Origin of the sequence: Streptomyces tubbatahanensis, from assembly GCF_022699385.1 — a bacterium.
Lineage (GTDB): Bacteria > Actinomycetota > Actinomycetes > Streptomycetales > Streptomycetaceae > Streptomyces > Streptomyces diacarni.
In genome coordinates, this window is the sequence record NZ_CP093846.1 from 5,044,138 (window position 1) to 5,062,310 (window position 18,173).

Genomic DNA, 18,173 nt, shown 5'->3' on the forward strand with positions numbered 1-18,173 from the left:
GGAGAGAGCATGGATGAGCCGAAGGCCACCAGGCAGCCGCCGACGTGGTGTAACCGCTCGCGCCGGCCCGACGCCGGGCAGCAGGCCACCGGGGCCGGCACGCCGAGCCCCGCCGAGCCGCCGCGCGGCGCCGCCGAGTCGTCGCCCTCCGCCGGGCCGCCGCGTGGCCCCGTCGAGCCGTGGCCCTCCGACGAGTCGTCCCGCGCCGCCGAGCCGTCGCCCTCCGCCGGGCCGCCGCGCGGCGCCTCCGAGTCGTCGCCCTCCGTCGAGCTGTCGCACGCCGCCGAGCCGCCGCCCTCCGCCGTGCCGTCGCGCGCCGACGAGTCGTCCCGCGAACGCACCGGGTCCGAGGGCCAGGCGCCGTCCGCACCGGACTCGTCGGGGAGGGGAGCGGCGGCCACCCTGCCGGGCCCGGGCCCGGAGCTTCCGGCGGCGCGGACGGAGCCGGAGCTCCCCGCGGCTCGACCGCAACCGCTGCATGGCGTGGATCCGTACGCGACACCGCCGTATGGAGGGCCGGGCCCGTGGGCTCCCGCACCGCCCGTCCAGCGCCCTGCCGCCTCCACGCCCCCGCAGGGCGTCCCCGTGCCGCCTGCCGGCACCACGCCACCCCACGGCGTCCACGTACCGCCCGTCGCCACGACGCCCCCGCAGGGCGTCCCCGTGCCGCCGCCCGCCACGACCCCGCCCCACGGCGTCCACGTGCCGCCTACCGGGCCCACCCCACCCCACGGCGTCCACTTCCCACCCCCCGCCACGCCACCGCCCCACGGCGGGCCGTCGGGCGGTGGCGGTCTCCCGGAGTCCGGGTCGCTGGCAACAGGGACGGGGACGGCGACGGGGAGGGCGACGGCGGTGTTGCCGCTGCCGTCACCGCCGGCCGGTACGCCGCCGCGGCGCGCTCCCCGCCGCCGTTCCCGGCTGGCGGTGGGCGCCCTCGTGCTGACGCTGGTCGCGGGTGGGGCAGGGGGCCTGATCGGCGCGTACGTCGAGCGCAACGGCGGTGTGGGCGACGTGGAGCTGCCGCAGACGGCGGCCGGGGCGGGCGGTGCGGGCGGCGAGCGGCCCGAGGGCAGCATCGCCGGCATCGCGCGGCAGACGCTGCCCGGCGTCGTCACGCTGCACGCACGCGGCGGCGGGGCGGAGGCGACGGGGACGGGGTTCGTGCTGGACCGGCGGGGTCACATTCTCACCAACGACCATGTGGTCGCCTCGGCGCACGGGGGTGACTCGGTGCGGGTCACCTTCAACAGCGGACAGACCGCCACCGGGCAGGTCGTCGGCGGTGACAGCGGCTACGACCTGGCGGTCGTCAAGGTGTCAGGCGTGTCGGGGCTCAGCCCGCTGCCGCTGGGGAATTCGGACGCGGTCCGGGTGGGCGACCCGGTGGTCGCCGTCGGAGCGCCGTACGACCTGGACGGGACGGTCACCACCGGCATCATCAGCGCCAAGGAGCGGGCGATCACGGCCGGGGGCGAGGATCCGGGCGATGAGATGAGCTACGTGAACGCGCTCCAGACGGACGCCCCGATGAATCCGGGCAACTCCGGGGGCCCGCTCGTGGATCGCCGGGGCCGGGTGATCGGGGTGAACAGCGCGATCAAGGGCGCGGGCGGTGATGCCGCGCTGCCCGAGGGGGAGGGCGGCGGGAGTGTCGGGCTCGGTTTCGCGATCCCCGTCAATCAGGTCCGCCGGGTCGCCGAGGAGCTGATCAACGAGGGCCGGGCCACTCATCCGGTCATCGGCGTCACTCTCGACATGGAGTACGGCGGTGAGGGTGCGCGGATCGGTGGCCCTGGCGGGCGCGGCCCCGCGGTGGTGCGCGGTGGCCCGGCGGACTCGGCGGGGCTGCGGGAGGGCGATGTGATCACCGAGGTGGGCGGCACGGCGGTGGCCGGCGGTGAGGAGCTGATCGTGCGGGTGCGCAGCCATCGTCCTGGCGACAAGTTGGAGCTGAAAGTGCGGCCCGGCGGCGCGGGAGAGGAACGGACCGTGACCGTCACGCTCGGTTCGGCGACGGGGTGAGGTCGTCGGGGGGTGGGACGAGGTCGTCGGGGGCGGGACGGGGCCGTCCGGACGGCGCGCGGTCAAGTCGGTTGCGAGGGCGGGGTCCCGTGTTCGGGCCGAGGGCGGGTACCGTGACTGATGGCCGTGAGAGCCATGGACGGAGTGAGGGAGCTGCGCGGTGTTCTTCGACATAGGACCACTGGAGCTGGTCACGCTCATCGTGCTCGCCGTGCTGGTGTTCGGCCCGGAGAAGCTCCCGAAGGTGATCCAGGATGTCGCCGCCTTCATCCGCAAGGTGCGGCAGTTCTCCGACAGTGCGAAGGAGGACATCAGGGAGGAGCTCGGTCCCGAGTTCAAGGACTTCGAGTTCGAGGACCTGAATCCGAAGACGTTCGCGCGCAAACATCTGCTGGAGAACGAGGACCTGGGCCTCAAGGAGATCAGCAACAGCTTCGACTTCCGCAAGGATCTGGACGAAGTCACCGACGCGGTCAACGGCAGCGACCGTGCGGCCGACGGTGCCGGGTCGAACGGTTCGAGCGCGGGGAAGACCGGTTCGAGCGCGGGGAAGAACGGTTCCGGCGCGATCGACATGGTCAAGAAGGGTGCCTCCTCGCCCACGCGCGGTACCCCTGACCTGGCCAAGCATGGCTCCGACGGGGTGAACGGCCGGCCGGTGGGCGGCGACGGCCCTCGCCGGGGTGATCCGCCCCCGTTCGACGCGGACGCCACGTGACACGCGGCAGGCAACGATCGCGTCACCGTTGCTCTTTCGGCACTGGGACATCTGCGGCGTTTGCCGTCCATCTCGCCACCCGCACCGCGTCCTGATCCCCTGGGCATGCCCGACACGACGGACCGGTGTGGCTATCCTCCCAGTGTCGGGGGTCGCCGGGCTCGGCTGCCCATTGGCACAGGGCAATGAGGAGGCGTCGCGCAGATGGAGACGACGAGTCGGCTGGCCGGGGAATCCGAGCCCGCCGCGCAGGGTGTGCCCGGCGCGCGGCGGGCGGTGGACGACTACCTGATGGCCGCCTTTCCGTGGTACGGCCTGGACGAAGCCTTCACGGGGCCGCGCTGGCTGATGCGGGTCGGCACCGCGGCCGACGGCACGGTGGAGCACGGCTCCACCGGCCACGGCGAGGAGCCCTCTCTGCACGCGGACAACTCGCCGCAGGAGCAGAGCTTCACGGTCGTCGTCACCCTCGCCAGCCGCCCGGTGCGGCGCAGCGGTGACGGTACGGGCACGCTGGAGGCCACCTCCGTCTCCACCGCCGCCTGGCTGGCCGGCTCCGGGCTGCTCTCGTGCAGCTACCCCATGGAGATGGACCGCAGCCTGCGCCAGGACTGGCTCGACCAGCAGACCGGCGTCGCCTGGGAGCTCGCCGACGATCTGGAGGGGGCGGGATGGAACACCCTCTCCCTGCCGGTCGACGGGGTGCCGACCGACTTCCACTACCGCGAGTCCGAGTACGGGTGGGTGCTGGCCGGCTCGGCCCAGGAGGGCGTCCACCTGGGCGCCTACGGCCGCGGCATGAGCGCCTACGGACTCGGCTTCCGCGTCGTGAAGGACATCACCGGCTACGAGCCGCGCTGACCCCGCCCCTCGTATGCCGCGGGCCCCACACGGAACCTTCCGTGCGGGGCCCGCGGCATAGGGCGGTCCCGGACCGTTTCGGGCCTCGTTCAGAACTTGTTGCTGGGGGTCAGGCCCAGGGACATGCCCGCCAGACCGCGCTCGCGCGCGCCGAGCTTGCCCGCGACGTCGCGCAGCGCCGCGCCTGCGGGCGAGTCCGGGTCGCTGAGGACGACGGGCTTGCCCGCGTCGCCGCCCTCGCGCAGCCGCAGGTCGATGGGGATGCCGCCCAGGACGGGGACGTCGGCCCCGGTGGTGCGGGTGAGCCCCTCGGCGACCTGCTTGCCGCCGCCGGTGCCGAAGACGTCGACCATCTCGTCACAGTGCGGGCACGGCATGCCGGACATGTTCTCGATCACACCGGCGATCTTCTGGTGGGTCTGCACCGCGATGGAGCCGGCGCGCTCGGCGACCTCGGCCGCCGCCTGCTGCGGCGTCGTGACGACCAGGATCTCCGCGTTCGGGATCAGCTGGGCCACCGAGATGGCGATGTCACCCGTGCCGGGCGGCAGGTCGAGCAGCAGCACGTCCAGGTCGCCCCAGTACACGTCCGCGAGGAACTGCTGGAGTGCCCGGTGCAGCATGGGGCCGCGCCAGACGACGGGGGCGTTACCGGGCGTGAACATGCCGATCGAGATGACCTTCACGCCTTGCGCCGACGGCGGCATGATCATGTCCTCGACCTGGGTGGGCTGCCCGTCGGCGCCCAGCATGCGGGGGACCGAGTGGCCGTAGATGTCGGCGTCCACCACGCCGACCTTGAGCCCGTCGGCCGCCATGGCGGCGGCCAGGTTGACCGTCACGGACGACTTGCCCACGCCGCCCTTGCCCGAGGCCACGCAGTAGACCCGGGTGAGGGAGCCGGGCTGGGCGAAGGGGATCTCCCGTTCGGCCTTGCCGCCGCGCAGGGAGGTGGCCAGCTCGCGGCGCTGCTCGTCGCTCATCACGTCCAGCTCGACGCGCACGCTCGCGACGCCGGGGACGCGCTGGACGGCCTCGGTCACGTTGGCGGTGATCGTCTCGCGCAGCGGGCATCCCGAGACCGTCAGATAGATGCCGACGTCGACGGTGCCGTCGGGCGCGATGGCGATGGATTTCACCATGCCCAGGTCGGTGATCGGCCGGTGGATCTCCGGGTCGTTCACCGTCGCGAGCGCCGCGCGGACGGCGTCTTCGGTGGGGGTGGTCGCCTGGGTCTCGGTAGCCATAACTGAATAGTAAGGCCGTGTGGGCCGTGTCCGATAAGGGGCGGGGGTCGTGTGGCGGTGCCCGGCGCGCGCGGTACGGCGTGCGGGGCCCCGGGCGCCCGGTCAGCGGTCCTGGTCGCTCTCCCGGGCGGCTGCGCCGCCCTGCTCCCGCTCGCCGAGCTCCTTGAGGAGTTCGGCCAGTTCCGAGCGGATCCAGTCGCGGGTGGCGACCTCGCCCAGGCCCATGCGCAGCGCGGCGATCTCGCGGGTCAGGAACTCGGTGTCGGCGATGCTGCGCTCGTTGCGGCTGCGGTCCTGCTCCAGGTTGACGCGGTCCCGGTCGTCCTGCCGGTTCTGCGCCAGCAGGATCAGCGGCGCCGCGTAGGAGGCCTGGAGGGAGAGGGCCAGGGTGAGGAAGATGAACGGGTACTCGTCGAACTTCCACCCCTGCGGCGCGATGATGTTCCAGCCGATCCACACGACGATCACGATCGTCATCCACAGCAGGAAGCGGCCGGTGCCCAGGAAGCGGGCGATCCGTTCGGAGAAGCGTCCGAACATCTCCGGGTCGTAGGACGGCAGCAGTGCGCGCCGTGGTGCGCGCGGTACGTCGAGCCGGGGCCCTTCCCGTTCAGCCATCGCGCTCTGCTCCCCCCTCGTGTGCGCGTCCTTCGAGCACGCCGTCCCAGAAGCCGGGCAGCCCGCCGCCGGCCGCGGCGTGCCGCCAGTCCTCGGGCAGCAGGTCGTCCAGCACGTCGTCGACGGTGACGGCGCCCAGCAGGTGGCTGCCCTCGTCCACCACGGGCGCGGAGACGATGTTGTAGGCCGCCATGTAGCTGGTCAGCGCGGGCAGCGTCGTGCCGGGCGGCAGGGGCCGCAGGTCCGCGTCCAGGATCGAGCCGACGAGCGCGAAGGGTGGCTCGCGCAGCAGCCGTTGGAAGTGGACGACGCCCAGGTACTGGCCTGTGGGTGTCTCGTCCGGGGGGCGGCAGACGTAGACCTGCGAGGCCAGTGGTGCCGGCAGGTCCTCCTCGCGGACCCGGGCCAGCGCCTCGGCGACGCTCGCGTCGGGGCGCAGCACGATGGGTTCGGTCGTCATGAGGCTGCCGGCCGTGCCCTCCTCGTAGGTCAGCAGCCGGCGCACCGGTGCGGCCTCCTGGGGCTGCATCAGGTCCAGCAGCCGGTTCTTGTCGGCCTCGGGGAGTTCGCCGAGGAGGTCGGCGGCGTCGTCGGGGTCCATGGCCTCCAGGACGACGGCGGCCCGCTCGTCGGCGAGCTTGCCGATGATCTCGACCTGGTCGTCGTCGGGGAGTTCTTCCAGTACGTCGGCGAGCCGGTCGTCGTGCAGGGCTGCGGCGACCTCGGCGCGGCGCTTCTCGGAGAGGTGGTGCAGGACGTTGGCCAGGTCGGCGGGGCGCAGCTGCTCGAAGGTGGCCAGCAGGTTGGCGGTGCCCTGCTCGCGCTCCTCCAGGGCGAAGCCGGTCACCGCGTCCCACTCCACCGTCAGCGTCTCACCGCGACGGCCCCGCAGTCCGCCGCCCTTGCGGCCCTTGCGGACGAAGAGCCGGTCGATCTCCCAGTCGCGGCGGGCCGGCAGCCGTTGCAGGCCCACGTCGAGCACCGTGACCTCCTCGTCCGTCTCCAGGAGGGTCACCCGGCGGTCGAGCAGTTCGCCGAGGATCAGGCGTTCGTTGGGGCGCTGTTCGAAGCGGCGGATGTTGAGCACCCCGGTGGTGATGACCTGTCCCGACTCCACACCGGTCACCCGGGTCATGGGCAGGAACACGCGCCGTCTGCTGACCACCTCGACGACCAGGCCCAGCACGCTGGGCAGCCGGCGGCGCCCGCCCAGCATCGTCACCACGTCGCGGACCCGGCCGACCTGGTCGCCGTTGGGGTCGAAGACGGCGACGCCCGCCAGATGGGAGACGAAGACCCGGGGAGCTCCCGCTGCCATGACTCGTCCACCCTCCTCGCCCGCGCCGGCCGATCGCTCCCGCACGGAAACCTTCGCGGCTTTCCGGTTGATTGCCCGGTTATGACGGATTCAGGCTAGCGTGACCGGCGCCACAGGCGTCGTAGCGGTGTGGTCCGGACGGCTGGCTTCCGGAGGGGCCCCTTCCTACGGGTAGGGTGCCGTCCTGCCGCCGACCACAGGAGGACCCCCTCGTGCCTGGACGCGCCCGCGCACCCCGGAGTGCAGCGCTGCTCGCTCTCGTCAGCGCCGGAACGGTCACCGCTTTGAGCGGGTGCGCGGACGAGGATCCGGACGCGGGCACCAACGGGGTGGGCAAGCTCTCGGCCACCAGGATCGAGAAGAAGGCCAGGTCGGCCGCCGAGGGCGCCGAGGCCGTACGCGTCGACGGCAGTGTCGTCAGCAAGGGCCAGACCTACCGGCTCAAGATGCGCCTGAAGAAGAGCGGCGGCGTCGGGGAGGTCTCCGCCGAGGGCGGGTCCACCTTCGAACTGCTGCGCACCGACCGCGACCTCTACCTCAAGGCGGGCACCGACTTCTGGGCCCAGCAGGAGGGCGGCAAAAAGCCCGACAAGAGTGACGTCACCGCCGCACAGAAGCTCAAGGGCAAGTACGTGAAGGTGCCCCGCAAGGACCCCGCCTACAAGCAGTTGAGCGTCTTCACCGACATGAGCACCCTCCTCGACGGGCTGCTGGCCATGGAGGGCAAGCGCACGACGGGGGAGCGCGGCGAGGTGGACGGGACCAAGACCATCCGGGTCACCGCGGGCGAGGGGAGCGGCGGCACCATCGACGTCTCCTTGAAGGGCCGCCCCTACCCGCTGCGGCTCCAGCGCCCGGGCGGGGCCGGCACCGTGCGGCTCACCGACTGGAACGACGGGTTCGCGCTCCAGGCGCCGAAGAAGGACCAGACCGTCGACTACGGCAAACGGATCTCCCCGGAGCAGAAGGGCTGACCCCCGCCCGGCCGGACGCGCTGAGTACTGTGGCGCCCGTTACGGTGAAGGATCAACAGACGAAGAAAAAAGACGAATTGCTGAGCGAGGGGGACGGAACGGGTGGCCGGGACGCAAGGGGAGTACGTAGGCCGCTACCGACTGCGGGAGCGCCTCGGGGCCGGCGGCATGGGCAGCGTGTGGCTGGCCGACGACGAGACCCTGGGCGCGCAGGTCGCCATCAAGCAGATCGAGATGCCCGCGGGGACCGGCGGCAGCGCCGGTAGCGAGTCCGGTGGCGAAGGGAGCGAAGGATCCGGCGACCTGTCGCCCATCCGCCGCGCCCGCCGTGAGGCGCTGCACGCCACCAAGCTGCGCGGGCACCCGCACGTGGCGACGGTCCTCGACGTGGTGCAGCACGAGGGCCTGCCGTGGATCGTCATGGAGTACGTCTCGGGCGCCACCGACCTCGCCAAGGTCATCCGTGACGAGCCCCGCCTCCCGGACGCGGAGATCTGCCGGATCGGCGTTGCCGTACTGAAGGCGCTCGAAGCCGGGCACGCGCACGGCATCCTGCACCGCGACGTGAAACCGGCGAACATCCTCCTCGCCTCCGACCACGCCGGGAACCGGCACGGACGGGTGATGCTGACCGACTACGGCATCTCGCTCGAAGCCGACTCCGGGCAGACGCGGATGACGCAGACCGGCGTCATCGGCACCCCCGGCTTCACGGCGCCCGAGCGGATGCGCGACCAGGAGCGGCGCGAGTCCGACCTCTTCTCGCTGGGCGCCGCGCTGTACTGCGCGTCCGAGGGGCACGGGCCCTTCGACCGGGGCTCGGCCATGGCCTCGTTCTCCGCTTCCCTCCTCGAACCGGCGCAGACGCCCGCCAACGCGGGCCCCGAGCTGCGCGCCCTGCTGCTCGGGCTGCTGGAGAAGGACCCCGACCAGCGCACCGACACCGGCTCCGCGATGACGCGGCTCACCCGGGTCGCGGACGGCTCGGCGGTGGACGACGCCACCTTCGCCATCCGGGGCTCGGGGACGTCCGGCGGAGGCGGGGGCGGCCGTGCGGTGCCCGGCTACGGCCCGGCCCGGACGCCGGTCCCGGGGCAGGGCTTCGGCCCGGCCCCCGGCAGCCAGGACCCCTCGTCCGGCCCCTCGTCCGCGCCGGGCGCCCACGGGCCCTCGTCCGTTCCGGGCGCCCACGGACCCTCGTCCGTGCCGGACACGCCCGGTGCGCCGGGAGCGCCGGTTCCGGCGGGCGCGCCCGCCGCGGCGGCACACGGCCCGGCGGTCATGGACGCCGTCCCCTCCGGCGGTTCCGCCGTACGGGAGGACAAGCCGGCCTACAAAGTCGCCTTGAGTGTGACGGGCAAAGGCCTGTGGAAGGCGTGGCGCTGGCTGTGCGACCTGAGCCTGATGGGGAAGCTTCTGTTGCTCCTCGCGATGGTCGCGCTCGCCTTCCTCGCGTCGTTCCTCGACCACCTGGATTCCGGCGGCGGCCCGCTCGGCGCCGGACTCGAACCACAGGTGACCAGCTCCGTCCACCCGGACGCCGGCGCCGACGCCGCGCCTGCCGACGCCGGATCGATGACGCCCTGGGCGGCGGCCTCCGCGCGTTGACCCGCAGGCATGCGGGCACGGACGCCGCCGGAGGTCAGCCGGTCCGGCGCTTGCCGCGGCGGGCCAGCAGCCGCGGCAGCCCCGCGGGCTGCGGGCTGCGGGTGGTGGCCGGGGTCGCAGGCGGCGGCGCCGCCTGCGCGTCGTGGGGCATCGATCCTGGCTGCTCCAGCGGCTCGCCCGTCGGCTCCAGGCACAGGACACGGCTCTCGTCGGCCCACCTGCGCAGCATGGTGTCCGCGTCCGGTGCGTTGAGCCGCTTGCCCTTCAACTCGTCGACGGCCGCCTGCCACCGCTCGCTGTGCGGCGCCAGCTCGCGCACCCGTGCGGACCAGACGACGAGGCGGGCGCCCTTGTCCTTGCCGCGCACGGTCACGGTCGCGGTGGCGCCGTCTGACAGCCCCATGTCCGCCAGCGGCTGTTCCAGCGAGCCGTCTCCGACCAGGTAGACGCCGCCCTCGCGCCACACGTGCCACAGCCCGCGTGCGGGGCCGACGGGGCCCCTGACCCAGACCATTCCCGACTTCTTGGCCGTCTCCTCGATCAGGGCACGGCCGAGGTGTCCGTCGGCGGGGCGCGGTGCGGCGGGTGTGGCGGTCATGGCCGCAGGTTACAACCAGCCGTTGCGCTTGAAGCCGCGGTGCATGCCGTAGCAGATCGCCACGATGAGCAGCAGCACCAGCGGATAGCCGAACTTCCAGCGCAGCTCAGGCATGTACTCGAAGTTCATGCCGTAGATCCCGGCGATCATCGTCGGTACCGCGAAGATGGCGGCCCAGGCGGTGATCTTCCGCATGTCCTCGTTCTGCGCGACCGTCGCCTGCGCCAGGTTCGCCTGGAGGATCGAGTTGAGCAGGTCGTCGAAGCCCAGCACCTGCTCGTTGACGCGGGTCAGGTGGTCGGCCACGTCGCGGAAGTACTTCTGGATGTCCGGATCGACCAGCCGTACGGGCCGCTCGCTCAGCGTCTGCATCGGCCGCATCAGCGGCGAGACGGCGCGCTTGAACTCCAGTACCTCGCGCTTGAGTTGGTAGATGCGGCTCGCGTCGCCGCCGCGCTTGCCGCCGCCCGTGCGGTCGGAGAAGACCTCGATCTCGACCTCGTCGATGTCGTCCTGCACCGCGTCGGCGACCGCGAGGTAGCCGTCCACGGTCTGGTCCGCGATCGCGTGCAGCACGGCCGAGGGGCCCTTGCTCAGCAGTTCGGGGTCGTCCTCCAGGCGGTGCCGCAGCGCCCGCAGGGAACCCTGACCGCCGTGCCGTACGGTGATGATGTAGTCCCGTCCGGTGAAGCACATCACCTCGCCGGTCTCCACGACCTCGCTGGTGGCGGTCAGTTCGGCGTGCTCGACGTAGTGGATCGTCTTGAAGACGGTGAACAGGCTCTCGTCGTAACGCTCCAGCTTCGGGCGCTGGTGCGCGTGCACGGCGTCCTCGACGGCCAGCGGGTGCAGACCGTACTCCTGTGCGATCCCCGAGAACTCCTCCTCCGTGGGCTCGTGCAGTCCGATCCACACGAACCCGTCCCGGCTCTGCCCCTCGGCGGAGCGGACCCGGCACAGCGCGTCGGCGGGGGAGCGCGTCTCGGTCTCGCGGCGCCCGTCCAGATACGCCGCGCAGTCCACCACCGCGCTGCTCATCGACGGGCCGCCGCTCTCGTGCACACCGGTGCCGTACCCGGAACGGTTGTCCTTGCGCAGTGCCGGGCGCACAGCTGCGCGCAGCTCTCGGATCATCGACATGAGGCCCTCCACGGTGCCGTGCCATGCCGCCGTGCACACGGGCCGGGGCGTCGTGCTGCCCGGAACGGGGGCCTACGGGTACCTACCCGGAGGTCCGCAAAGCGGGCACCACACGCGGGCCGCGGCGACGACATTCGCTGACGAACGAAACAGTGCGTGACTGCGGAACGCGGGCGCTCTCCCGCCATGCGTGCGCCGGGAAGAAGGAATTCCCAGACCCTGCGGACGGTGTCACCGCGTGGTGGCGCGGGAGCCTCAGGGCCGGTGCGGCGCGACCAGCGCGGGGACGGAAGAGCGGCTGGTACTGCACGGTCGACTCGGATCCATGTCAGTCCCACCTCCTCCGGCCGGGCCCCTGTGGGGGACGATGTGTACACGCCTTGACCGGCAGCCAACGGTAGCACTGGTACGCGGGTTCCCGTGCCGCCGCCGCCCGTCGCGGGTGCCCCTTTGCCGCCGTCTTACGCGACCATGCCGCGCTCTTGGGCGAGGGCGCCGGGATCTATGCTCGCCGGATGAACGACGTCCTCACACTGGTCGACACCCACGTGCGCAGGGCCTTCGGTGAGCCGGACGCCCGCGCCGCCGTCACCTTCCTGGGTACGGAACGCATCGAGGTGCTGCGCTTCGTGGACGCGGAGGACGGGATCGTGCGATACGCCACGCGCGGCATGTCGGCGGCCCCCATGGCCGATCCGGCCGAGGCGCTCGCCGACCCCGAGCGCGGTCCGCGCGCCGAACTCCTGCTGACGGTAAGGGCCGGGCTCGCCGACACGGACAAGGTGCTGCGGCCACTCGCCGTGCTCGCGGCGGCACCGCAGGTCGAGGGGGTCGTCGTCGCTCCGGGCGCCTCGCTGGACACCGGCGAGCCCCTGTGGCCCGGGGCGCCCTTCACCTCCGTCCTGGTGGCCGAGGCCGGCGGCCTGGTCGAGGACCTGTCCCTGGAGCCGCCCCACGAGCCCGTCCGCTTCTTCCCCCTGCTGCCCATGACGCCGACGGAGGCGGCCTGGAAGCGGGTCCACGGCGCGGACGCGCTCCACGAGCGCTGGCTCCGCTACGAGACCGATCTCCGCGATCCGCTGCGCGGCGCCGTACCGCTCGCCTGAGGTGCCGCTCGCCTGAGGTGCCGCTCGCCTGAGGCGCCGCTCCTGCCTGGGCGAGGGCGAAGCCTCGTACAGGCTTACTGATGCGGTGCACACCGGTGTGATCACCCGCTTGTCATGTCGCCACCTGCGGGTCTCACCGAGGGTCGTGCACAGGCCAGGGCTCCACCCGGGTGATCGTCCTTGACGGGAACGCGACCCGGTAGGACTGTTGGAGCTCATGAGGGGCGAACCCAGTTGCCCGAAGTGCGGTAGCCGGGTCAGGGCGCCCGGCCTCTTCGCCGACACCTGGCAGTGCGGCGTGCACGGCGCCGTGCACCCGCTCCAGCCTGTCCTCCCGCCCAGCGTCGACGCCCTCGCCGTCGTCGTCGGCCGCACCCAGGTGCCCGTGTGGATGCCCTGGCCGCTCCCCGTGGGCTGGCTGTTCACCGGCGTGGCCTGCGCCGGAGACGACCGCAGCGGGGGCCGCGCCACCGCCGTCGCCTGCTCGGGCCCCGCACCGCTGGGCGGGCCCGGAGAACTCCTGCTGATCGCCGAGGAGTTGGGCGTCGGACTCGGCGCGCGCCACGCCGGGATCGAGGGTCCCGACCCCGGCCCCGCGATCTGCGGCGGCAAACCACCGCAGGCCAAGGTCCTGGCCGCGGGCCACCCCACGCACCTGTGGCACGTGGACGGTGCGCCCGCCGACCGTGCGGTCTTCGCCGGTGAGGCGTGCGGCCTGTGGCTGTGGGCGATCGTGTGGCCCCAGGAGTCCGGACTGATGCTCTACGACGAGCTGGTCCTCACCGACCTGCGCGACGCCGGGGCCGAGGTCGATCTGGTGCCCTGCGGAGCGCTCTCCCCACGGCTCATCCCCTGAACGCCCGAGCCCGCGGGCCTTGGGCGCTCACGGGCTCGCGTTCCTGGCCGCAGGGGTGCCAACCGGTGCGGCTATCCTGGAGGACGCTCGCCATGAGCCCGTCATCCGCCCCCCCACCACCGCTCGGAGCCCGTCGCAGTGCGCATCGACCTGCACACCCACTCCACCGCCTCCGACGGCACCGATACCCCCGCCGAACTGGTACGCAACGCGTCGGCCGCGGGGCTCGACGTCGTCGCGCTCACCGACCACGACACGGTCGGCGGCCACGCGGAAGCCCTCGCCGCACTGCCCACGGGACTCACCCTGGTCACCGGGGCCGAGATCTCGTGCCGGCTGGACGGCATCAGCCTCCACATGCTCGCCTACCTCTTCGACCCGGACGAGCCCGCGTTCGCCCGGGAACGCGAACTCGTCCGCGATGACCGCGTACCCCGCGCCCGGGCGATGGTCGCCGCGCTGCGCGAGCTGGGCGTGCCGATCACCTGGGAGCAGGTCAGGCGCATCGCGGGCGACGGCTCGGTGGGGCGGCCCCACATCGCGACGGCCATGGTCGAGGAAGGTGTCGTCGAGACGGTCTCCGACGCCTTCACCGAGGAGTGGATCGCGAACGACGGGCGCGCCTACGTCGGAAAGCACGAGCTGGACCCCTTCGACGCGCTGCGCCTGATCAAGGGCGCGGGCGGCGTCGCCGTCTTCGCCCACCCGCTGGCCGCCAAGCGTGGACAGTGTGTCCCCGAGAGCGCGCTCGCCAAGCTCGCAGGTGCCGGGCTCGACGGCATCGAGGCGGACCACGCCGACCACACGCCCGCAACCCGTACCCGGCTGCACGCCCTCGCCGGCGAGCTGGGTCTGCTGGCCACCGGCTCCAGCGACTACCACGGCACCCGCAAGCCCCTCGCCCTCGGCGACTTCACCACCGCGCCCGACGTCTACGCCGAGATCGCGGCACGCGGCTCAGGCGCCGCTCCCGTCACGGGCTGACCCCGGCGGGCGGACACCGGATGCCGCGTACGGCACCCGGTGTCGCATACGGCGCGTCCGGTGCCGCTCAGGGCACGCCCGGGGCGGCACCCGGGCACCCCGACACCGCTGCGCCGCCCTTGAGGTACGCGGCGACGCGGAGGTGCCCGGTCACTCCGGTGACGGTCGGGCGCCCCCCCCGGCGCCGGCCGCGTGCCGCGCCCCTCTCCGCGCGCCCGGGCGCCCTGCGCCCTGCCGTGCCGGGCACGCCCGTGTCCGGCACGCCCCGGGCCCGGCCCACCCCGCCGGAGCGCCCGCACATGTCCACTCCCACCCCTCTCCCCTCCAAGGCACAGGCACCTCGTGTTCGACTTCGCGCTCTTCGGCTCCGTCTTCCTCACCCTGTTCGTGATCATGGATCCGCCCGGTATCACGCCCATCTTCCTCGGCCTCACCTCCGGACGTCCCGTGAAGGTGCAGCGCAGAATGGCCTGGCAGGCCGCCGTCGTCGCGTTCGGGGTGATCACCCTGTTCGGGATCTGCGGCAAACAGATCCTCGACTACGTGCACGTCTCCATCCCCGCCCTGATGGTCGCGGGAGGCCTGCTGCTCCTGCTCGTCGCGCTCGACCTGCTGACGGGCAAGTCCGACGAGCCGACCCAGACCAAGGACGTCAACGTCGCCCTCGTCCCCCTGGGCATGCCGCTGCTGGCCGGGCCCGGCGCCATCGTGTCCGTCATCCTCGCCGTCCAGCGCGCCCACGGCTGGGCCGGACAGCTGTCGGTATGGGTGGCGATCGTGGCGATGCACCTGGTGCTGTGGCTCGTGATGCGCTACTCGCTGCTGATCATCCGCGTCATCAAGGACGGCGGTGTCGTCCTCGTCACCCGGCTGTCGGGCATGCTGCTGTCGGCCATCGCCGTGCAGCAGATCGCCGGTGGCATCACCCAGTTCATCCAGGGCAAGGGCTGAACCCGCTCAGCCGGGGCAAGGGCTGAGCGGGTTCAGCCGGGGCCGAGGCTGAGCCAGAAGTCCACCACGGCGCGCGCCGTCTCCCTGGGCCGCTCGGCGTTGGGGGAGTGCCCGGTGCCCGGAACGACGGTGCGCCGGGCGCCCAGCCGTGCGGCCATACCGTCCAGCCACTCCACCGGCCAGGCGTCGTCCTCGGCGCCGGAGACCACGTGGACCGGCGGCGCCAGCGCCGCGAGCCGCGCCACCCGGTCCGGCTCGGTCAGCAGTTGCCGGCCCGTCGCCGCCAGCTGTGCGGGCACGTTGCTCAGCCAGCGGCGCCGCAGGAACTCCTCCATCGCCCCGGAGGACTCCTCGTCCTCCCGCCGGGAGTACGGGGCCTCACCGGCCGAGCCGACCGACTGGTCCAGCTCCCGCATGACCTCCCAGATGGCCGCCATGCTCATCGTCTCCAGCGCGCCCAGCAGCATCCGTACGCGCTCTTGCTGGGAAGGCGAGACGGCACCGGGACCGCTGCTCATCAGCGTCAACGACGCGAAGGGAGCGGCGTCCTCCAGCACCGCGGCGCGGGCGATCAGACCGCCCAGCGAGTGGCCCAGCAGGTGAACGCCACCGGAGTCACGGCCGGCCACGGCCGCCACCACCGCGTGCACGTCACGGGCGAGCTCGTGCTGGGCGTAGGCGCTCTCGTCGGCCGGGCCGCCCGTTTCGAACTGTCCGCGCCCGTCGACCGCCACCGCCCGGAACCCGGCCTGTGCCAGCGGCTCCAGCAGGCCGACGAAGTCCTCCTTGCTGCCGGTGAACCCGGGCAGCAGCAACGCGACGGCCCCGGACCCGTCCGCGTCGGGGCCGCCCGTGTCGTGCACCGCGAAATCCCCGCGCGCGGTGCCCAGACGATACGTGCGCACACCGGCGGGCAGCGCGAGAAAAGGCGGCTTGCTCATGCCCAGACGCTACCCGCGCCCCCTCCATCCGCTTCCCCGGCCTGTGGCGGACTCCTCCGGGGACGTACGGACGGGTCGCGACCGTAGGGGCAGCGCGGCGCGGCGCACACGCGAACGGCGCAGCGCACACGCGAACGGCTCGGCACCCCGTGGGGGTACCGAGCCGTGGTGTCCCGGTCAGGGACGGGGGTCAGCTCTCCGACGCGGGCTGCTCGGCGGAGCGGGTGGCCGCTGCGCGCGAGCGGGTGCGACGGCGGCGGGGCTTGCGGGCCTCGCCCTCACCGGCGGCCTCGGTCTCCTTGGCGGCGGGTGCCTCCGAGGCGGCGGCGGGGGCTCCGGAGCGGGTGCGGCGGCGCCGGCGCGGCTTGCGCGCCGCTGCGGCGCCCTCGCCCGTCTCCGTGGCGGCCGAGGCGCCCTCGGCCGTGGCGGCGGCCTGTTCCGCCGAGGCGGCCGGGGAGTCCGTGCGCAGCGCCCCGCGGGTGCGCCGGCGCTCGCGCGGCTTGCGCGCCGGGCGGGCGCGTTCGGCGGGTGCGCCGGAACCGCCGGACCCCGCGGACTTGGCGCGCGAGCGGCCGCCGCCGCCCGTCTCGCCGAGGTCCTCGATCTCCTCGGCCGCGAGCCCGGCACGCGTGCGCTCGGCGCGCGGCAGGATGCCCTTGGCCTCCTTGGGGATGCCCAGGGCCTCGTACAGGTGCGGCGAGGTGGAGTAGGTCTCCTCCGGGTCGTTGAAGGCGAGCTCCAGCGCCTTGTTGATCAGCTGCCAGCGCGGGATGTCGTCCCAGTCGACCAGCGTGACGGCGGTACCCGAGGCGCCCGCGCGGCCGGTGCGGCCGATGCGGTGCAGGTAGGTCTTCTCGTCCTCGGGCGTCTGGTAGTTGATCACGTGGGTGACGTTGTCGACGTCGATGCCGCGGGCGGCGACGTCCGTGCACACCAGGACGTCGACCTTGCCGTTGCGGAAGGCGCGCAGCGCCTGCTCGCGCGCCCCCTGGCCCAGGTCGCCGTGGACGGCGCCGGCCGCGAAGCCGCGCCGGGTCAGCTGCTCGGCGACGTCGGCCGCCGTGCGCTTCGTACGGCAGAAGATCATCGCGAGGGCGCGGCCCTCGGCCTGCAGTATCCGGGCGACCATCTCCGGCTTGTCCATGGAGTGCGCGCGGAAGACGTGCTGGGTGGTGTTGGCCACCGTCTGGCCCTCGTCGTCCGGCGCGGTGGCGCGGATGTGCGTGGGCTGGCTCATGTAGCGGCGGGCGAGCGAGATGACCTGGCCCGGCATCGTCGCGGAGAAGAGCATCGTCTGGCGCCGGGTCGGCAGCATTTCGATGATCTTCTCGACGTCGGGCAGGAAGCCCAGGTCGAGCATCTCGTCGGCCTCGTCCAGGACGAGGGCCCTGATCTGCGAGAGCCGCAGCTTCTTCTGGCCCGCCAGGTCCAGCAGCCGGCCCGGCGTGCCGACGACGACGTCGACGCCCTTGTTGAGGGCCTCGAACTGCGGCTCGTAGGCGCGGCCGCCGTAGATCGGCACGACCCGCACGTTGCGGACCTTGCCCGCGGTGAGCAGATCGTTGGTGACCTGCTGGCACAGCTCACGGGTGGGGACGACGACGAGGGCCTGCGGCGCGTCGGACAGCTCCTCGGGCTTGGCGCGGCCCGTCTCGACGTCGGCGGGGACGGTCACCGACTCCAGCAGCGGAAGTCCGAACCCCAGCGTCTTGCCGGTGCCGGTCTTCGCCTGGCCGATGACGTCGGTGCCCGCGAGGGCGACCGGGAGCGTCATCTCCTGGATCGGGAAGGGTGAGGTGATGCCGACGGCTTCGAGGGCCTCGGCTGTCTCGGGAAGGATCCCCAGATCTCTGAACGTGGTGGACAGGGTGCTTGCCTCTTCTGTGTGACGCGCGGGTGGGGCTGCGGCGTCCGGCCGTCCCCGCATGTGGGGCGGTCCGGCGGAGCGAGGAGAGGATCTACCGCATCCGGGCGGCCGTCGTATCGGCCCGCCCTGTGGGTGCGGGACCACTGGCTCCCGCTCAAGCGCCTCACTCGCGCGAGCGGTCCCTCTCAGCGCGACCCGTGCGGGGAGCACGGACCGGCGGAAGGCTGTCGGGTCGGAGCCGATCGGGCCACCGACCGGGCATCCGCATTTCCTGCATGCAGCGAGTCCACGTCATCTGGTGGACCCATATCACTGTACCCCGAATCCGCGCATGTGTACCGGGGCAATCGTTGTGTACGAG

Annotated in this window: 16 protein-coding genes; 9 read left to right on the forward strand and 7 right to left on the reverse strand. The window is 72.9% G+C overall.

All coding sequences use genetic code 11. The annotated features are described in order from the left end of the window. Positions 1 to 9 precede the first annotated feature (9 nt). From MMF93_RS21785 to MMF93_RS21795, 3 genes are all read left to right on the forward strand, one after another. On the forward strand, positions 10 to 2,025 hold the full coding sequence (locus MMF93_RS21785; protein WP_242754100.1) for a trypsin-like peptidase domain-containing protein: 2,016 nt from the start codon (positions 10 to 12) through the stop codon (positions 2,023 to 2,025). Between the two features lie 160 nt (positions 2,026 to 2,185). Continuing rightward, positions 2,186 to 2,743, forward strand: a complete 558-nt coding sequence (locus tag MMF93_RS21790; RefSeq protein ID WP_242754101.1) for a sec-independent translocase — start codon at positions 2,186 to 2,188, stop codon at positions 2,741 to 2,743. A 204-nt stretch (positions 2,744 to 2,947) separates the two neighbouring features. Beyond that, a complete protein-coding gene (locus tag MMF93_RS21795) occupies positions 2,948 to 3,604 on the forward strand; it encodes a hypothetical protein (RefSeq protein WP_114023770.1) in 657 nt (218 codons plus the stop codon). A gap of 89 nt (positions 3,605 to 3,693) precedes the next feature. On the opposite strand, the gene MMF93_RS21800 is transcribed toward MMF93_RS21795, so the two are convergent. From MMF93_RS21800 to MMF93_RS21810, 3 genes are all read right to left on the reverse strand, one after another. Next, positions 3,694 to 4,851 (reverse strand): Mrp/NBP35 family ATP-binding protein, encoded by a 1,158-nt coding sequence (locus tag MMF93_RS21800; protein ID WP_242754103.1) that lies wholly within the window; start codon positions 4,849 to 4,851, stop codon positions 3,694 to 3,696. A gap of 102 nt (positions 4,852 to 4,953) precedes the next feature. Next, positions 4,954 to 5,469: a DUF1003 domain-containing protein gene (locus MMF93_RS21805; protein ID WP_242754105.1), complete on the reverse strand. Its 516-nt coding sequence runs from the start codon at positions 5,467 to 5,469 to the stop codon at positions 4,954 to 4,956. Continuing rightward, positions 5,462 to 6,787 (reverse strand): magnesium transporter MgtE N-terminal domain-containing protein, encoded by a 1,326-nt coding sequence (locus tag MMF93_RS21810; RefSeq protein WP_242754108.1) that lies wholly within the window; start codon positions 6,785 to 6,787, stop codon positions 5,462 to 5,464. Before MMF93_RS21810 ends, MMF93_RS21805 begins: the two co-directional genes overlap by 8 nt. Before the next feature lie 212 nt (positions 6,788 to 6,999). On the opposite strand from MMF93_RS21810, the gene MMF93_RS21815 reads away from it, so the two are divergent. Together MMF93_RS21815 and MMF93_RS21820 are read left to right on the forward strand one after the other, a co-directional pair. After that, positions 7,000 to 7,761 carry a hypothetical protein gene (locus MMF93_RS21815; RefSeq protein ID WP_242754110.1) on the forward strand — a complete coding sequence of 254 codons (762 nt, stop codon included), beginning with the start codon at positions 7,000 to 7,002 and terminating at the stop codon, positions 7,759 to 7,761. Positions 7,762 to 7,863: 102 nt separating this feature from the next. Further along, positions 7,864 to 9,369, forward strand: a complete 1,506-nt coding sequence (locus tag MMF93_RS21820) for a serine/threonine-protein kinase (protein WP_242754112.1) — start codon at positions 7,864 to 7,866, stop codon at positions 9,367 to 9,369. Between the two features lie 34 nt (positions 9,370 to 9,403). Here MMF93_RS21820 and MMF93_RS21825 read toward each other — a convergent pair whose 3' ends face one another. Then, positions 9,404 to 9,967 (reverse strand): hypothetical protein, encoded by a 564-nt coding sequence (locus MMF93_RS21825; RefSeq protein ID WP_242754115.1) that lies wholly within the window; start codon positions 9,965 to 9,967, stop codon positions 9,404 to 9,406. Between the two features lie 9 nt (positions 9,968 to 9,976). Further along, entirely contained in the window at positions 9,977 to 11,107 is a 1,131-nt protein-coding gene (locus MMF93_RS21830; protein ID WP_114023775.1) for a magnesium and cobalt transport protein CorA, read from the reverse strand. Positions 11,108 to 11,622: 515 nt separating this feature from the next. On the opposite strand from MMF93_RS21830, the gene MMF93_RS21835 reads away from it, so the two are divergent. The 4 genes from MMF93_RS21835 (at position 11,623) to MMF93_RS21850 (ending at position 15,004) form a co-directional block, all read left to right on the forward strand. Continuing rightward, positions 11,623 to 12,213 (forward strand): suppressor of fused domain protein, encoded by a 591-nt coding sequence (locus MMF93_RS21835; RefSeq protein WP_242754117.1) that lies wholly within the window; start codon positions 11,623 to 11,625, stop codon positions 12,211 to 12,213. 217 nt (positions 12,214 to 12,430) lie between these two features. After that, positions 12,431 to 13,069 (forward strand): DUF6758 family protein, encoded by a 639-nt coding sequence (locus tag MMF93_RS21840; protein ID WP_114014436.1) that lies wholly within the window; start codon positions 12,431 to 12,433, stop codon positions 13,067 to 13,069. Between the two features lie 138 nt (positions 13,070 to 13,207). Beyond that, positions 13,208 to 14,053 carry a PHP domain-containing protein gene (locus MMF93_RS21845; protein WP_242754119.1) on the forward strand — a complete coding sequence of 282 codons (846 nt, stop codon included), beginning with the start codon at positions 13,208 to 13,210 and terminating at the stop codon, positions 14,051 to 14,053. Between the two features lie 342 nt (positions 14,054 to 14,395). Then, positions 14,396 to 15,004 carry a MarC family protein gene (locus tag MMF93_RS21850; protein ID WP_242754121.1) on the forward strand — a complete coding sequence of 203 codons (609 nt, stop codon included), beginning with the start codon at positions 14,396 to 14,398 and terminating at the stop codon, positions 15,002 to 15,004. A 32-nt stretch (positions 15,005 to 15,036) separates the two neighbouring features. On the opposite strand, the gene MMF93_RS21855 is transcribed toward MMF93_RS21850, so the two are convergent. Continuing rightward, positions 15,037 to 15,945, reverse strand: coding sequence for an alpha/beta fold hydrolase (locus MMF93_RS21855; RefSeq protein WP_242754123.1), 909 nt, complete (start codon positions 15,943 to 15,945; stop codon positions 15,037 to 15,039). A gap of 190 nt (positions 15,946 to 16,135) precedes the next feature. Further along, positions 16,136 to 17,872 (reverse strand): DEAD/DEAH box helicase, encoded by a 1,737-nt coding sequence (locus MMF93_RS21860; protein WP_242754125.1) that lies wholly within the window; start codon positions 17,870 to 17,872, stop codon positions 16,136 to 16,138. Between the last annotated feature and the right edge of the window lie 301 nt (positions 17,873 to 18,173).

What these genes read in the sequence shown, in the direction of transcription:
- MMF93_RS21785 (WP_242754100.1), top strand. Translation starts at nt 10, where the DNA reads ATGGATGAGCCGAAGGCCACCAGGCAGCCGCCGACGTGGTGTAACCGC.
- MMF93_RS21795 (WP_114023770.1), top strand. Translation starts at nt 2,948, where the DNA reads ATGGAGACGACGAGTCGGCTGGCCGGGGAATCCGAGCCCGCCGCGCAG.
- MMF93_RS21800 (WP_242754103.1), bottom strand. Translation starts at nt 4,851, where the DNA reads ATGGCTACCGAGACCCAGGCGACCACCCCCACCGAAGACGCCGTCCGC.
- MMF93_RS21805 (WP_242754105.1), bottom strand. Translation starts at nt 5,469, where the DNA reads ATGGCTGAACGGGAAGGGCCCCGGCTCGACGTACCGCGCGCACCACGG.
- MMF93_RS21810 (WP_242754108.1), bottom strand. Translation starts at nt 6,787, where the DNA reads ATGGCAGCGGGAGCTCCCCGGGTCTTCGTCTCCCATCTGGCGGGCGTC.
- MMF93_RS21825 (WP_242754115.1), bottom strand. Translation starts at nt 9,967, where the DNA reads ATGACCGCCACACCCGCCGCACCGCGCCCCGCCGACGGACACCTCGGC.
- MMF93_RS21830 (WP_114023775.1), bottom strand. Translation starts at nt 11,107, where the DNA reads ATGTCGATGATCCGAGAGCTGCGCGCAGCTGTGCGCCCGGCACTGCGC.
- MMF93_RS21835 (WP_242754117.1), top strand. Translation starts at nt 11,623, where the DNA reads ATGAACGACGTCCTCACACTGGTCGACACCCACGTGCGCAGGGCCTTC.
- MMF93_RS21840 (WP_114014436.1), top strand. Translation starts at nt 12,431, where the DNA reads ATGAGGGGCGAACCCAGTTGCCCGAAGTGCGGTAGCCGGGTCAGGGCG.
- MMF93_RS21855 (WP_242754123.1), bottom strand. Translation starts at nt 15,945, where the DNA reads ATGAGCAAGCCGCCTTTTCTCGCGCTGCCCGCCGGTGTGCGCACGTAT.
- MMF93_RS21860 (WP_242754125.1), bottom strand. Translation starts at nt 17,872, where the DNA reads ATGCGGGGACGGCCGGACGCCGCAGCCCCACCCGCGCGTCACACAGAA.